The following is a 14550-nucleotide window of genomic DNA, read 5'->3' as shown; positions in this document are numbered from 1 at the left end:
AAAGCCAATCAAAGTACGCAAAATAAGCTAGAATGAGAACGGCATTAAGAATTATTATCATTTATTATCAATGATTTGCTGTTGTATTTCTGATGTGTGCTGCTATAATGTATTTTGCTTGAAAGGGTGAGGGTATGGTCTGCCTGCAATCTGATACATTATGAAAGGAGAATTCTTATGAAAGGCAATACTAAAATTATCGATATCCTGAATAAACTCCTGGCGGGTGAACTGACGGCGATGGATCAATATTTCACGCATTCACGGATGTATGAGGATTGGGGATTCAACAAGCTTTATGAGCGGATTGATCATGAAATGGATGATGAAAAGCAGCATGCAGATCATCTGATCAAACGGATTCTGTTTCTCGAGGGTATACCTTCTGTTGGCAATCGTAGCCCGTTGAGGATTGGTAGTAACGTTCCGGAAATGCTGAAAAACGATTTGGATTTGGAGCGTGATGTGATGACTTCATTGCGAAACGCTATTGTTGCTTGTGAGCAGGAGCAGGATTATCAGACTCGGGAGATTCTCGTTTCCCTGTTGGCGGAAACAGAGGAAGACCACGCATATTGGCTGGAAAAGCAATTGGGTTTGATAGAAAAAATAGGATTACAGAACTACCTGCAATCGCAGATGTGACAGTCCACCAAAACGACTGCAGCAGAGTGCGCATTATGCATATTATGTGATATTCGTTCATTCCCAGAATTGATTGGCCCCAGTTCAACCTTTACGATTCAGTTGGCGTGACATCCTAATTACCATCACGCTAACTGAATAGTTACTGCCGATTTCTCAAAAATTCAGCGTTACACTTTGTGTCATTCCGCTCAATTCTGGTTGCTCATATCCTCTTGATATTTAGCCTTGCACTGTTCACTCTTGCCACCCAAATCCAATACACCGGTAGTTCTCATGCATTCATTATATTCAAACAGGATATCATTCTTTTTTTGTGCAGTGTCTAATGAGACTGAAAGCTGCTTTACTTGTGTGGCAACATTCTTTAAACCGCTAGTCGATGCGGCACTCAGGCTTTCTATTTTTTCTTTGGTGGCATCCAGCCTAAGCAGGGATTCTTGATTGATTTTTTTGGCTTGCGCTGCAAACGCGTGGTTGGCTCGAGTGGAATAGTTTCTTAATTCATCCACATTTTGCTGCGTGATGCTCGCTAATTTTGTTTGGTAATTATTAAGTTCATCCTGAACAAAAGTATTGATAGCGTCTTTAAAGCCCTCCAATGAACCGTCAATTTCGTCCTTGAATCCTTCCATTTTCCTTTCAACCAGGACTTTGACATCCTCGTCCAGTTTTTTCACAATCGTATCCGAAATTTTCTCCACCGGCGGGCGCGAGTCGATGATTTCGGTTTTAGCATCGGTTAAGCTGGATTTGAGATCATCCGCAAGCAACTTTTGCTTGCCGTCAATTTGCTCGAGCGCGTTTTTTTCATTTTCCGCAACCAACCAGGAAATCAGTACCAGCTCCTTTTTCTTTTGCTCATTTAGACCATGAATCATTTCATCTAAAATACTTGCAGTTGCTTCTTTATCCGCAATGCTTTTCATATGCGTTAAGTTGGCGGAATCCAATAAGTTCTGCAAATTGCCTTGAATCTGACTGATATTGGCATCCGCTCGGGTTAATATCAAAGACTGTCGGTAGAATTCATAGGGCAAATAAACCAAGGCCAGGGTGGCACATATTACAGAAGCTATGGTTTTCCGCCATTTGTGTTGGATATAAAAACTCAATCCAAGAAATACTAATACTAAGGTGAAAATCGGCATTAAAATTTGCACTATTTCCAGCCACCCTCTTGCTATCAGCATTTCAATCGAAACAAATTTTAACATCGTGTTAGTAAACTCGTTCATCCGTAACTCCCCATATGACGAAAACATGCAATTAAACGTAACAGCTTTTTCAATGCTGATAATTTATCATGGTATAGCCGGTTGATTGTATAAACTTTAGTTTTTGGTGCCAACTGCCTTGAGAAGCATAATGATGCTGCAATCTTAGATTGCAGCGAAGGAGGAAATAACGTGCAAACTGCTTATATCTACCATCCGGATTGTCTCAAACATGACATGGGCATGGGGCATCCGGAATGCCCGCAGCGATTGATTACGATCGAGAATGAACTGCTGACCACTGGCCTGCTGTCGCAATTGCAATGCTATGATGCGCCGTTGGCAACAATGGACCAATTGGTGCGCGTGCATACGCCGGGTTATATCGAAAGCATCCGGCAAGCTGCTCCAACCGCTGGATTGATTGCTCTGGATGCGGATACTGCGATGAATCCCTTTACGCTCAATGCTGCATTGCGCGCAGCCGGATCGGCTGTACTGGCGACTAATCTGGTTCTGGCGGAAACAGTTAATAATGCATTTTGCGCCATTCGTCCACCCGGTCATCACGCAGAGTCCGATCGCGCCATGGGTTTCTGCTTGTTCAATAATGTTGCAGTGGGGGTGGCGCATGCGATCGAACATCATCATTTGCAACGCGTTGCAATTCTGGATTTTGACGTGCATCACGGCAACGGCAGCGAAGAAATTTTTCATGATAATCCGCACGTCATGCTGTGCTCTACTTTTCAGCACCCTTTTTATCCGTACAGCGGTGCTAATAGTGGCAGTGATCGAATGATCAATGCGCCACTGCGACGTGATGCCGATGGTGCAGTTTTCCGCCAGGCGGTGAAAGATAGTTGGCTCCCAGCACTGAATCGATTCAAGCCTGAAATGATTTTTGTTTCCGCCGGATTTGATGCGCATCGGGATGATGACATGTCGCAAGTGTATCTGAGCGACGATGATTATGTCTGGATCACGCAGCAGATCGTATCGATTGCGGATCAATACTCGCAAGGTCGTGTTGTGTCCGTCCTGGAAGGGGGGTATGAGTTGCATTCATTGGCTCGCTGTGTGGCAGCGCATATACGTGTTTTGCAAGGAAAAGAAATATAGAATGAATTGTGATTTAATCGTGTGATTCGCCATTTACATTGTTTGGAGCCACCTCTGCTGGATTTAATGTTGATACATTCGAAGCAGGAGTCTGCGATGCAAATTAATTTTGTTAAGCATTTATGAATAAGAACACATTGTCAGTAGTTCTCGACTACCACGAAGCCAGTAAACACCGCTTGGATCGTTACGCGCCAGGTCCCGGTGGCTTGGACTGGGCCAATCAACCGGATCCGTTTCGTCGCTACCCAGGCACATCCATTTGTGAATTACCGTTACGCAGAAGCCCGTTACAAATTTCGTTTGCAGAGGTCCGCTGCGGCCAGCGGGGAACACCGGCAGCAATGAATCTGACCGGATTGGCGACGCTGCTGGAGCTAAGTTTTGGTTTATCGGCATGGAAAGAACATGGGGAATCGCGCTGGGCGTTACGCTGCAATCCTTCCAGTGGCAATCTGCATCCTACAGAATGCTATGTACTCACTCCCACATGCGACGGCCTTCGCACCGGCGTGTACCATTACGTAAGTCACGATCACACCCTGGAACACCGCGCCGAGGCTAATGCCACTTGGGGAAGCGAGCTAACGGGTGGCTTCGTGCTGATCCTCACCTCGATTTACTGGCGTGAAGCCTGGAAATACGGTCTGCGTGCCTTCCGCTACTGTCAACACGATTGCGGTCATGCCATTGCGGCAGTCAGTTATGCCGCCGCTGCGCTGGGCTGGCATGCGCAGTTGCTGGAAAGCTGGGGCGATACCTTACTTGCTGCGCTAACGGGAGTTGCGCGCAGTAGTGATTTTGCCGAACAAGAAACCGAGGCAGTCGATGTCGCGCTATGGGTCGGTTGCGCCAATCCTCCAAAATATTTGGATTCACTACAGGCTGCAGTGGCTCTCACCAACGGTTTGCATTTTACCGGGCAAGCCAATCGCTTAAGTGCCCAGTATGTTCCTTGGACCGGAATCAATGCCGTGCATCATGCAACAGAGCGTCCTTCTCCACCTGCTGCAGGGTTGATTCAGTCAATATCATGGCCGCCGCTAGCAGGGATTGATTGCCCGCAAGACGCAAGCGCGCTAATCCGTCAACGCCGCAGTGCGGTTGATTTTGATAGAGTGACCAGTATCACGATTGAATGCTGGTTTGCATTGCTCGATGCGCTGCTACCCCGTTCCGAGCTACCACCCTGGAAATCCTGGCAGCGCCCAGCGTGTATTCATCCGGTGCTGTTCGTGCATCGCATCAATGGGATAACACCCGGCGTCTACCTACTGGTGCGAGACCCATCCGTCAAATCCAAATTACAGCAGGCAATCCGTGCGGACGCTGAATGGACTACCGTACCCGATGCACCCGAGCATCTTGGCTTGTATCGATTATTTGCCGCCGATGCCCGGGATGTGGCGCGTCAGATCAGTTGCCATCAAAATATCGCCGCCGATAGCTGCTTTTCGCTCGGCATGCTGGCCGAATTCGGGGTCGCATTGAACGAAGGTGCCTGGCATTATCGCGAACTGTTCTACGAAGCAGGCCTGCTGGGGCAAGTGCTGTACCTGGAAGCTGAAGCCGTAGGACTACGCGGTACTGGCATCGGCTGCTATTTCGACGATGCTCTACATGAAATGCTGGGCTTATCCAGTCATGCTTGGCAATCGCTGTATCACTTTACTGTCGGTGGACCGATAGATGATCCACGGTTGCGGCTGTTGCCTCCGTATGGACATTTAATCGGGCGATGGGTTTATTGATTGATATGATAAATACAATCTTGTCGCGGTATTCCAGAGTTTTCTTTAACGATTATTTTGCTTTATCTCAGATATCTTTTTATTTGTCTACATCACTACATAGCCTTTCAGAAGCTTATTGGAATGCTTCGCTTCCTCAAAGTTTGGATACATCCGTTGCAAGTAGTCCATATTTTCATGTGTTTCTTGCCTCACAAGTAAAGGCTCATGACAAGGGGTTTTTATCAAGAGACATTCTAGTAAGTGATTTGATTTCACTACGTGGAGGTATCCATCATTTATTTCCGAAAGGCTACCTGAAGAAAAATGGGCTTGACCGAAGCAGATATAACCAAATTGCTAACTATGTCTATATGCAATCAGAAATAAACATCAAGGTTGGCAATAAGCCACCCAAAGATTACTTTGAATTGATAAGAAATCAAATGCAGGAGAATCATAAACAAGTTACTGGTTTATCAACAGAACAAGATCTTTTAAACAACTTAAAGATGAATTGCGTTCCGACAGAATTAATGGCAATGGATGCAGACGACTATCAAGATTTTTTGATCTTGAGGCGTAAACTCATGTGTCTAAAAATTAGGGATTACTATCATTCACTATAATGCGAATAGGCTAAAAGTTCTTCGACACAACCTTCTATTATTTTTGTGTGATATAACTCTGCCTAATGAACTCGGCAGTGCTTCGCATCACGTTGTAAATTCAATATCCATACGCTTTAGCAGCGACAGGAATCGCATCCAACCAGATGCCAACCGTTGCAGTTTCTCGCGTCGAACGATGACGTTAGCCACGATATTGCGCAAGCGGTAGGCATAGATATCGCGAAAAGTGGCTTCATCGATCAGATGCTGCGCCAGCATCACTTCGCAGTGTTCAAACAGCCCCATATATGCTTCCAGGCTGGCCCATTCCTCCGAAGTTTCCGGACCTTTTCCGCCAGTCCATGCTCCACCCGGCCGTAACTGGTGATGCACCTCATCATGCCGCTCGAACCGGTCGCGCAAATCCAGCCAGAAACGTGCACGATTCGTTCTCATGTTGATGCGCGTGTTAATAGCGGTGAACACGAGCGAGGTTGCAGCGATCAGAACGCCGAGAATGGTTATCAAGCCTTTAAATTCTAGAATAGCCATTTATCACCTCTTAAGGCGCTCAAAAAAAAGAATTTCTGAAAGGAAGCTCAATAAACTAACAATTTCTCCCATAACGCTACCTGGCAGGCTTTTGAAAAACGTTCTCGAGGCAGCTGATACAATGCAAAAACAGGCGAAAAAGTGTAGTTTATACTTAATAAATGAGCATTTTGAGTCTGTTTTTAGCCCCGTAGCCGCAGCACAGATAGTTTTTCAACGGCTTGCTACATAGCTAATCAAACATCAGTAATGATCCCTTGCAATTCCTGAAACAATAAACGAAAACTTTTGGGTGGCTTTTCAGCAGTTTTTTCCTTGTGCGCATTACGTATCAACAATCTCAGACGCTGTAAGTCTGCAGCCGGATATTTCTGGGCAAATTCAGTGAGGGCGTGTTCATCGCTCAGAAGTCGTTCGCGCCAGCGTTCCATCTGGTGCAACCGGGCAGTTTGGTGTACCGATACTTGACGCCAGGAGTCGAGCTTTTCCTGGATCGGCAGTGCGTTCACTTCGCGCATCAAGCGGCCAATATATTGCAGCTGGCGCCGGCGTGCACCGTGTTTGTGTATAGCCTTGGCTTGCTTAATCGCTTCGCTCAGAATTTCCGGCAAATCAAATTCATCCAGCTTTTTGGAGTCGAGTTCTATCAGTTGCTCGCCGATTTCCTGCAATGCATGCATATCTTTCTTGCGCTTCGTTTTGCTTGGCGCGGTATCTTGTTCGATCTCGTTTTCCAGTTCTTTTTGCACGGCAACCTGTGTAATGCGGTATCAATAAGCTGTTATCATAGCGCTTTATCTCATTTGAAATTCGCTAATATTTTTTCCATAGTGCAAGTCATGAATAATTTAACCATTTCCGAAACCAGATTCTCATATCCTATCAGCACCCTACAGCAAATTAGCCAGGATATTCTGGCACATGCGAAAAAAGGCGGTGCCACTGCCTGCGAAACCAATGTCTCCGATGGTTTCGGCCAAACCGTCACAGTGCGCCAGAGCGCGGTGGAAACGATTGAATACAATCGCGATAAAGGATTGTCCGTGACCGTCTATATTGGACAGAAACGTGGCCATGCCAGTACTTCCGATTTTTCGCCGCAAGCCATCAGTGATACGGTCGCAGCCGCGCTGTCGATCGCGCGTTATACTGCGAATGACGATTGTGCAGGACTGGCGGAAGCAGAATTACTGGCAAGAGACTATCCGAACTTAGATTTGTATTTTCCGTGGCAAATCTCGGTTGAAGAAGCTATTGAGCTGGCGCAAACCTGCGAGCAAGCGGCGTATGCAGTGGATAAACGCATTACCAATTCAGAAGGTGCGACGATTTCGGTCAGTGAATCGCAATTCATCTATGCCAATAGCCTGGGTTTCGTGGGCGGATATCCGCTTTCGCGTCATAGCATCAGTTGCGCCATGATCGCCGAGCAAGGTGACAGCAAGCAGCGCGATTACTGGTATAGCATCGCGCGCGACGCCATGGATCTGGAAGCCGTAAAAAATATCGGACAGAAAACAGGCAAGCGCAGCGTTGCACGCTTGGGAGCAAGCAAGATCAATACCTGTGAAGTACCAGTGCTGTTTGAGGCACCGATCGCTTCCAGTTTGATCGGGCATTTTGCTTCTGCGGTGAGTGGGGGTAATTTGTACCGTCAATCATCTTTCCTGCTGAACAGTATCGGTCAACAGGTTTTTGCGCCCAATATTCAGATTCTTGAATTGCCACATTTGCACAAAGGTCTGGCTAGCAGCGCATTCGACGATGACGGCGTTGCCACGGTTGAGCGTAATGTAGTGGAAAATGGCGTGGTGCAAGGCTATTTTCTGGGCAGCTATTCCGCGCGTAAACTGGGTATGCGCACAACCGGCAATGCAGGAGGCACACATAACCTGATCATGCAAGACGATACTGCCTTAAGTTTTGATGCTTTGCTGCAAAAAATGGGCACCGGCTTACTGGTTACGGAATTACTCGGACATGGCATCAATGCAGTTACCGGAGATTACTCACGCGGGGCATCCGGATTCTGGGTTGAGAACGGTGTAATCAGCCATCCGGTCGAGGAAATCACCATTGCGGGTAATTTGAAAGGCATGTTTCAGGGAATTCTGGCAATTGGAGGCGACGTGATCGTGCGCGGATCAAAACAGTGCGGCTCTATCCTAATTGATCGTATGACTGTGGCGGGTGGTTGAGTGTGCGTGTAGTATGTTCTGAGCTGCATTGAGAGACCAGTATTTAATGAGGTGCTGCTATGTTTGAAATTTCTATCGGAACAGTATTCATCAGTTATTGCCGGGAAAAGCAATTGAAGATGCAATGGCACAGCTATATGTACCTAAAAGGCGACTAAATCCTGATCTTTGATTATTAGAAAGGAATGAATGCCTATTATCCCAACTCAGATTCCTTCACTTCATAAATCTTCCGTCAGAGTCTGCTATTTCTTTAATGATCACGGTGGCAATTTCATTCAGGATTATGGTCATCTGGCCGGATGACAGGGTTGCTTGATCAGATTTCTGGGCGACCTAATCTTGAGCATACCGTCTTATAGTAACTCGCGGACATCTCATCCCACGTAGGCAATCTGTCAGTTTTACCCAGAGTTTATTGGAATCAAGTATCATGCCCGGCGGTGTATCAAATCCTTCGAGTGGCAGGTGTTTTTGACTGATATAACAAAACATAGTGCACGGCTATTGGGGTTAATTCACATATTCACGTGCATTATTTTACCAAAATTATATAATTAAATAAGATATTTATACTTTTTGAGTAAGCTCTATATACGTCGACAATCGAGTGTCAATTTCTTTGGCGAGCTGGTCGAGTCGCTTTAGCGCATAGGGTGAGCGTGACGTAGTTGGGACATCAAGATGTCCAATAATTTGTTCGATCTTGAACTGTAACTTCTCCGGTTTATCGCCATAGCAATTGAAGAGAACATCGTCGAAAAGCTCCCGCTCTTGTAAAAAAGTCTTGTAGAGAGCTTCTGTTTTTAACAATCGCAGCTTAATTTCGTTGTCAGGTATTTTTCGAGCTGTCTGTATCGCATGCAGTGTTTCACTGGAGGCATCGAAGTCAAGGAAGATCACGCGAACACGATTCGGATAGTCATGCTTGAGCGCTCGAATTACTACCACGTTGTTGCAGATAATGAAATGATGACGATTTTCTCTAATGGCTGAATCTATCTGGGATCGCTGAATCCCATAGTGGAAGCCATATGACTGATAAATGTAGTCATATTCTGAACATTCGATACGATCGACACAGCGTATTTCGATACCGTCGAACTGACGAGGAGGACGATCGGTTCCTTTGAAATGCAACGAATATTGCACACCAGATCGCATCAACAACTCCATGAGAGTTGACTTTCCAGATCCTGAGGCTCCAAATATCACAATTATTAGAGACATGAGAGACCTCCTCTTGAATGCTAATGGCGGTATTTACTAATAGTCGAATCGCATGACTAATCTTAATTATTTTACTGCTACGCAAACCTGAAATATAAGGAAAACTAACAAGTGAGGTTGTTAGGCTCAAAAGTGTTTTTTATTTGTGCTCGAGAAAAACTGAATTTCGTTTTAAATGCTGGCGTGATAACCTCTACTTTGAAAGATCTGAGTGGTTATGTTTTAGTTTATTTTAACTTCATAATACCAATTAAGAAATAGAATGAGCCAATATAAAGACTATCGATTGCTCCAATGGCAAAGCAATTAAAAACAGGATTGCTGGTTCTCTTGAGTCTCATCATATTTGCTGGGGTGGGTCTTTATGCTTTCCGCAATTCCTTATTGGAAATGCTTATCAATGATCAGTTAAGTAAACAAGATCTTCCGTTACAGTCTATTTCGTTTCTCGACATTTCGCTCAACTCCTTCCACCTGAGGGATCTAAAGGCGGGTAAAAATGACGAATTGCATGTGAGCAAAGTTCTGGTGACCTGGCAAATGAGTGATCTGCTCGCTGGAAAACCTGTTTCGGTTGAAATCAGCGGCTTGCAAGTGGCACTCGATTTGGCTGGAGAACGCTCTGCTTTGAATTCCATGCAACTCGTGACTGCGTCACCTGGAAAAGACTTCAACATACCGTGGTTGCCTCTACTCGAACTGAAAGATTCAGCGATTCAACTCCAATTGGCTGCGGGTAGTGTGACAATTGTCTTGTCGGGCAGCATCGCGCAAGACCTACCGGGTACTCAGTTGATACAGCTCAATACCATGATCTCCAGTTCATTGGGTCGGGCTAAGACCGGATTGACTGCAACCCTGGATGCGCAGGGGAAAATACAAGGCACACTTACTGTTACGAATGGCATGCTGAGCCTCCCTGAGGCCAAAATTTCGAGCTTCTCAGGTCAAACCGCTTTTGCACTTGCAGCATTGCAATTGCAACATGTCCAGACTGAATTCGCGCTATCAGGTATTAAACTTCCAAGAAAAACATCAGCAAAACCAGTGCCTGAGCTGATTGGTGAGAAGCCGGATGCATTGGCACTGCGAGATGCAGCCATTGATCACATTAGCTTTAAAGGAGTCATTCGCGAGTTATCGAATTACTGGGAAGGGGAGATTGATCTTGGCATTGATGGAGTAAAAATGATTGCTGGACCTGTAAAAATAAAGCAGTTATCCGTAAACTTACCGATGCAGGTTAAGTTCAATTCGGATAACTGGCACATCGGATTGCGAAGTCATGGAAAGGTCTCGCTGGGAAAGATCAGTACCCAATATCCCTTACGTTTCCGCACCTCTCCAGCCTTTACTATTCCTCAAGCTGATCTGGAGCTAATAAAAAGCCCACAAGGTCTGGTACTTAAAAACGATATCACGGTGATGCCTGCCGACCTTACTCTGCTGGTTAAGCGCAAGGAATCTCCTGAAATTGAAATTAACCTTCATCCGGGAAAAATAACGGCAACGGGAGAAATTGATGCGGACGGAAATTATCAAGGACAGGTGACTATTAGTGATACCTCCTTTAATCTGCCAAACTCTCAGATACAGTTGAAGGATATTTCAGCCACTTTACACTTGAATGATAGTGAAATTGGTAATGCCGCTGTTTTTGCCGTAGGCCAACTGCGACATCAGGTGCCTGAGCCTCTGTTTGCAGCTCTATCCATCACTGGTGACATCAGAAATAGAGCCAAACAGGGGGAATCAGCAGAGTATGCACTAAGAATTACAGGTGGTATTCCAGGTTTACAGTTTCTAAAAATTAAAGGCACGCATGCGCTGAATAGCGGTAATGGAGCGCTCAAAGCGGAGATAATTCCGTTAAATTTCTTTGCAGGCGGTTTGCAACCCAGTACTCTCTTCCCATTGCTGGCACAGTTAGATAATGTTAGCGGTCAGGCTAGTGCAATGGCCCAATTAAAATGGTCCACAGAAGGCATACGCAGCAGCCAGGGCTCATTTGAGATGCGCAATATTTCGTTTGCACGGGAAAAAACAAAAATAATGGATCTGAATATCGCGCTGAGTTTGAATAATTTGATATCTCTCAGCAGTTCTCCCGGGCAAAAAATCACGGCCCGGCAGATTGATTACGGAATTCCGCTGGAAAATTTATTGGTTTCCTTTCAAATCCTGGATACGATTCCCCCTCAGGTCGCACTTGAAAAAGTACAATTCTCCTTGATGAATGGGCTGGTATCGGTTGCGCCCGTCATCATTGATCCTGTAGCTAAACGTTCCGACATGCTGATAGGCATTAGTAATATCGACTTGGAGTCATTCTTTAACCTAATCAAAGTCGAGGGACTTACTGGAAGCGGTCATCTTGATGGTCAGATCCCGCTGTCAGTAGAAAGTAATCAATTAACGATAAAGAACGGCCAGCTTACTGCCAAGGCGCCAGGAACCCTGCATTTCCAATCCGCAAAAGCTTCACAATGGCTTGCTTCCGCCGGAGAAGAGATGAATTTATTGCTGCAAGCTATGCAGGATTTTCATTACACTGAACTATCATTGAATCTCGATAAATCGGTTACACATAATTTGGTAGCCAAACTTTCTTTATTGGGGAATAATCCTATGGTCAAAGAGGGACAGGATTTTCGTTTGAATATTAGGCTTGAAACTGATATAGACAAAATCTTGGAAGAAATTAATTACGGTTACAATTTATCCCATGAAATTCTGCGCGGCTCATTCAGACTCCATTAAGTTTGGTTGCGCTAGATTGTAGATACAGGGCACTGTAATGCTCATTACCAGATTTTCAGCTTAAATGAAGCTCGGAAATTTACCAGAAAAAAGGAGTGCTATCATGTGTAAAATTGATCGAGTATCAAACGCTCTACTTATCAAAGCAATCTTAATTTTTTATTGCGTGGCAATCGCATCGTGTGCGCCCACGGTTAAAGTGGAATCACCCAAGGAACCAATTACAATAAATCTCAATATTAAGCTTGACGCTGATATTCGGGTAAAACTAGAAGAAGAAGCCAAAAAAGATATCGTCGCCAATCCTGACATCTTCTAATAGTTCACGAGACAAGGAAAACATTATGCAGCGTATTCTAAAGATGATTACTAAGAACCCTCTACCCAGATTTTTTGGAGCTGTTTTTCTGACGTTTGCACTTTATGCAATACCATCATGGGCCGAGAGTCTGGAAAGTTTGCGCGCCTCCGGTGCAATTGGTGAAAGCGTTACTGGCTATGTCGTCGCCAGAGAGCCAAGTGCTCAGGCTGAAGTCAATACAATTAACGCTAAACGCAAAGCAATCTATCAGGAAAAAGCAGCTGCACAGGGCGTTGATATTAACCAGGTAGGCAAAGTATATGCTGAAGAAATTATCCAGAAAGTTCCGCCCGGAACCTGGATTCAAATCAACGGACAATGGAGACAGAAATAATCAATCACCTGAGTTCGGGTTTTTCGTCTAGAAAACCCTCTCAGATCGACTTATTGCTCTGCGCGCTAATGACTCTGAGATTCTTGCGATAAAGGTTCTGCGACTCCATTCGAAAGTATAAAAACACGATCTGCTGCGTTTATGACCGCTGGTTGATGTGAAACAGCAATAATGGTTAGATTCTTGGCCAGGTCTTGTAACGTTTCGCAGATAGCACGTTCGCTTTCGGGATCTAATGCGCTGGTAGGTTCATCGAGAATCAAGAAAGACGGACTATGAGCCAATGCTCGCGCAATCGCGACACGTTGCCGTTGTCCCCCTGAAAGTAAGCCGCCGCGTTCACCCACAACCGTTTGCAACCCTTCCGGCAAAGCGCTTACAAAATCCCAGGCTCCGGCCTGACGCAGCGCCCGCTCTGCGTCATCGACTGTTAAGGTGGGTTCTCCAACCAGTATGTTATTCATGACAGTATCGTGCAATAAAACCGTGTCTTGTGAGACATAGCCGATCATGTGGCGCCATTGACGCAGATTAATATCGTGTAAGGATGTGTTGTCAATCCGGACCTCACCGGACTGTGGTTCGGTCAATCCACATAACAAATCCAGCAAGGTACTTTTGCCAGCACCGGATGGGCCCATCACAGCTGTAAATGAATTGACCGGAATTTCGATATTCAAATCATTGAAAATGGTTTTCTGTCCATAGCTAAATCTTACATGCTGCAAGACAATGCCCTCCTGCAGTGTTGGTTGTTTTGTTCCGGTCGATCTTTCCGCCGCTGCGCGTGCCTCTTCGGCAGCTTTGCGCAATGCCCAATATGCACTTTCTTGTGCAGCAAGCTGCTGATGTCTGCGCTGTGCCTTGTTTAACAGTCCCAGAATACGGGTTAGCAAAAATACCATCAACATCACTTCTGGTAGCGATAATTCCCACACCACTAACGCAAAGTACAAACCGGCTGCGGTCAGCGCAGCAAGTATGGGCTCTTGCAATGCAGTCAGAGCTGCTCGGTTCATTACCTCCCGGCGCGTTGCTTTTTCCAGATGCTGCGTCTGTTCATGCAAAATGGCATCGGCCACATTATCTCGCGCCATAGCTTTTAGCGATTTCACAGAGCCGAGCACATCAGATAAATAAGTAAGTAGGTTGCGCAACAAATGAGTTTGTTTTGTGCCTGCACGACGGGTTGCACTGACTAAGCGATTCAACGCAATCAGTAAAAAAAAACCGATCACTAGCGAAGCCAGCGTCGCTTCCCATGAGATGAATAGTGCCACAATTGAATATACCAGCACTTGAATGGCTAACGCCAACACGTTCACACTGTGCTCAAAACCATTAGCAGCACGGTAGGCTTCAGTTGCAACCGAGTTTGCAAGTGCTCCGACAGGCTGCCGTAAATAATACGACCAGCGACTAGCTAGCAAAGCTTCAATCAAATCCAGTCGTAATGCTGTAGCGACATGCGCAACGGTGTAGCCTACCTGGCGATTCGCCAGCAACAGCACCAATCCCTTAAAAAACATGCCGCCGACGATAATGATCAAGATCGTATCCAATGTTGGTTCAATACCGATGTCTTGCAGTGTGTTTTCTATAAATTTACCGATGCCGGAATCACCTGATCCGCTTGAATCGCCAACAGCAATTGATAGCAGCGGTAGTAATGCAGTCAGACTCAATCCTTCAGCGATACCCGCAATCAATAATGCGAACAGAACAAACGTACTGCGGCGGGGAAAGACCATGATATACGTGAATAAAGTACGCATAAGTCAGTTATAAAA

The 14550-nt window shown here is 45.6% G+C and carries 13 protein-coding genes; 8 read left to right on the top strand and 5 right to left on the bottom strand.

Going from position 1 to position 14550, the window contains the following annotated elements:
* Nucleotides 1–177 precede the first annotated feature (177 nt).
* On the top strand, nt 178–645 hold the full coding sequence (gene bfr, locus C7H79_RS09890) for a bacterioferritin (RefSeq protein WP_106707115.1): 468 nt from the start codon (nt 178–180) through the stop codon (nt 643–645).
* Between the two features lie 191 nt (nt 646–836).
* Here bfr and C7H79_RS09885 read toward each other — a convergent pair whose 3' ends face one another.
* On the bottom strand, nt 837–1883 hold the full coding sequence (locus C7H79_RS09885) for a hypothetical protein (RefSeq protein ID WP_106707114.1): 1047 nt from the start codon (nt 1881–1883) through the stop codon (nt 837–839).
* Between the two features lie 171 nt (nt 1884–2054).
* Between C7H79_RS09885 and C7H79_RS09880 the strand changes: the two genes are divergently transcribed.
* The 3 genes from C7H79_RS09880 to C7H79_RS09870 all read left to right on the top strand — a co-directional run bounded on the left by C7H79_RS09880 (nt 2055) and on the right by C7H79_RS09870 (nt 5343).
* Nucleotides 2055–2984, top strand: a complete 930-nt coding sequence (locus C7H79_RS09880) for a histone deacetylase family protein (protein ID WP_106707113.1) — start codon at nt 2055–2057, stop codon at nt 2982–2984.
* Nucleotides 2985–3106: 122 nt separating this feature from the next.
* Entirely contained in the window at nt 3107–4735 is a 1629-nt protein-coding gene (locus C7H79_RS09875) for a SagB/ThcOx family dehydrogenase (protein WP_106707112.1), read from the top strand.
* A complete protein-coding gene (locus C7H79_RS09870; protein WP_197714620.1) occupies nt 4723–5343 on the top strand; it encodes a hypothetical protein in 621 nt (206 codons plus the stop codon). The genes C7H79_RS09875 and C7H79_RS09870 overlap by 13 nt, the downstream gene beginning before the upstream one ends.
* 87 nt (nt 5344–5430) lie before the next feature.
* Here the strand turns inward: C7H79_RS09870 and C7H79_RS09865 are convergent, their stop codons facing one another.
* Together C7H79_RS09865 and yjgA are read right to left on the bottom strand one after the other, a co-directional pair.
* The gene (locus C7H79_RS09865) at nt 5431–5877 is read right to left on the bottom strand and encodes a hypothetical protein (protein WP_106707111.1); all 447 of its coding nucleotides are present in this window, start codon (nt 5875–5877) and stop codon (nt 5431–5433) included.
* 236 nt (nt 5878–6113) lie between these two features.
* Entirely contained in the window at nt 6114–6626 is a 513-nt protein-coding gene (yjgA, locus tag C7H79_RS09855) for a ribosome biogenesis factor YjgA (RefSeq protein ID WP_106707109.1), read from the bottom strand.
* 90 nt (nt 6627–6716) lie between these two features.
* On the opposite strand from yjgA, the gene pmbA reads away from it, so the two are divergent.
* Complete coding sequence (pmbA, locus tag C7H79_RS09850; RefSeq protein ID WP_106707108.1) at nt 6717–8075, top strand: metalloprotease PmbA; 1359 nt, start codon at nt 6717–6719, stop codon at nt 8073–8075.
* 570 nt (nt 8076–8645) lie between these two features.
* On the opposite strand, the gene C7H79_RS09840 is transcribed toward pmbA, so the two are convergent.
* The gene (locus C7H79_RS09840) at nt 8646–9305 is read right to left on the bottom strand and encodes a hypothetical protein (RefSeq protein ID WP_106707107.1); all 660 of its coding nucleotides are present in this window, start codon (nt 9303–9305) and stop codon (nt 8646–8648) included.
* A gap of 294 nt (nt 9306–9599) precedes the next feature.
* On the opposite strand from C7H79_RS09840, the gene C7H79_RS09835 reads away from it, so the two are divergent.
* The 3 genes from C7H79_RS09835 to C7H79_RS09825 all read left to right on the top strand — a co-directional run bounded on the left by C7H79_RS09835 (nt 9600) and on the right by C7H79_RS09825 (nt 12760).
* Nucleotides 9600–12065 (top strand): intermembrane phospholipid transport YdbH family protein, encoded by a 2466-nt coding sequence (locus C7H79_RS09835; RefSeq protein ID WP_106707106.1) that lies wholly within the window; start codon nt 9600–9602, stop codon nt 12063–12065.
* A 103-nt stretch (nt 12066–12168) separates the two neighbouring features.
* The gene (locus tag C7H79_RS09830) at nt 12169–12384 is read left to right on the top strand and encodes a YnbE family lipoprotein (protein ID WP_106707105.1); all 216 of its coding nucleotides are present in this window, start codon (nt 12169–12171) and stop codon (nt 12382–12384) included.
* A 25-nt stretch (nt 12385–12409) separates the two neighbouring features.
* Nucleotides 12410–12760 carry a YdbL family probable chaperone protein gene (locus C7H79_RS09825; RefSeq protein WP_106707104.1) on the top strand — a complete coding sequence of 117 codons (351 nt, stop codon included), beginning with the start codon at nt 12410–12412 and terminating at the stop codon, nt 12758–12760.
* A gap of 65 nt (nt 12761–12825) precedes the next feature.
* Here C7H79_RS09825 and C7H79_RS09820 read toward each other — a convergent pair whose 3' ends face one another.
* Entirely contained in the window at nt 12826–14535 is a 1710-nt protein-coding gene (locus C7H79_RS09820; RefSeq protein WP_106707103.1) for an ABC transporter ATP-binding protein, read from the bottom strand.
* Nucleotides 14536–14550 lie beyond the last annotated feature (15 nt).

It is taken from the genome of Nitrosomonas supralitoralis, from assembly GCF_003011925.2.
GTDB classification, from domain to species: Bacteria; Pseudomonadota; Gammaproteobacteria; order Burkholderiales; family Nitrosomonadaceae; genus Nitrosomonas; species Nitrosomonas supralitoralis.
This window is presented reverse-complemented; position numbering and strand designations above follow the sequence as displayed.

Bases quoted from the DNA above. Each gene is read 5' to 3' on its own strand.
- bfr (WP_106707115.1), top strand. From the start codon at position 178: ATGAAAGGCAATACTAAAATTATCGATATCCTGAATAAACTCCTGGCG.
- C7H79_RS09830 (WP_106707105.1), top strand. From the start codon at position 12,169: ATGTGTAAAATTGATCGAGTATCAAACGCTCTACTTATCAAAGCAATC.
- C7H79_RS09885 (WP_106707114.1), bottom strand. From the start codon at position 1,883: ATGAACGAGTTTACTAACACGATGTTAAAATTTGTTTCGATTGAAATG.
- C7H79_RS09865 (WP_106707111.1), bottom strand. From the start codon at position 5,877: ATGGCTATTCTAGAATTTAAAGGCTTGATAACCATTCTCGGCGTTCTG.
- pmbA (WP_106707108.1), top strand. From the start codon at position 6,717: ATGAATAATTTAACCATTTCCGAAACCAGATTCTCATATCCTATCAGC.
- C7H79_RS09820 (WP_106707103.1), bottom strand. From the start codon at position 14,535: ATGCGTACTTTATTCACGTATATCATGGTCTTTCCCCGCCGCAGTACG.
- C7H79_RS09825 (WP_106707104.1), top strand. From the start codon at position 12,410: ATGCAGCGTATTCTAAAGATGATTACTAAGAACCCTCTACCCAGATTT.
- C7H79_RS09840 (WP_106707107.1), bottom strand. From the start codon at position 9,305: ATGTCTCTAATAATTGTGATATTTGGAGCCTCAGGATCTGGAAAGTCA.
- C7H79_RS09875 (WP_106707112.1), top strand. From the start codon at position 3,107: ATGAATAAGAACACATTGTCAGTAGTTCTCGACTACCACGAAGCCAGT.
- C7H79_RS09835 (WP_106707106.1), top strand. From the start codon at position 9,600: ATGGCAAAGCAATTAAAAACAGGATTGCTGGTTCTCTTGAGTCTCATC.
- C7H79_RS09870 (WP_197714620.1), top strand. From the start codon at position 4,723: ATGGGTTTATTGATTGATATGATAAATACAATCTTGTCGCGGTATTCC.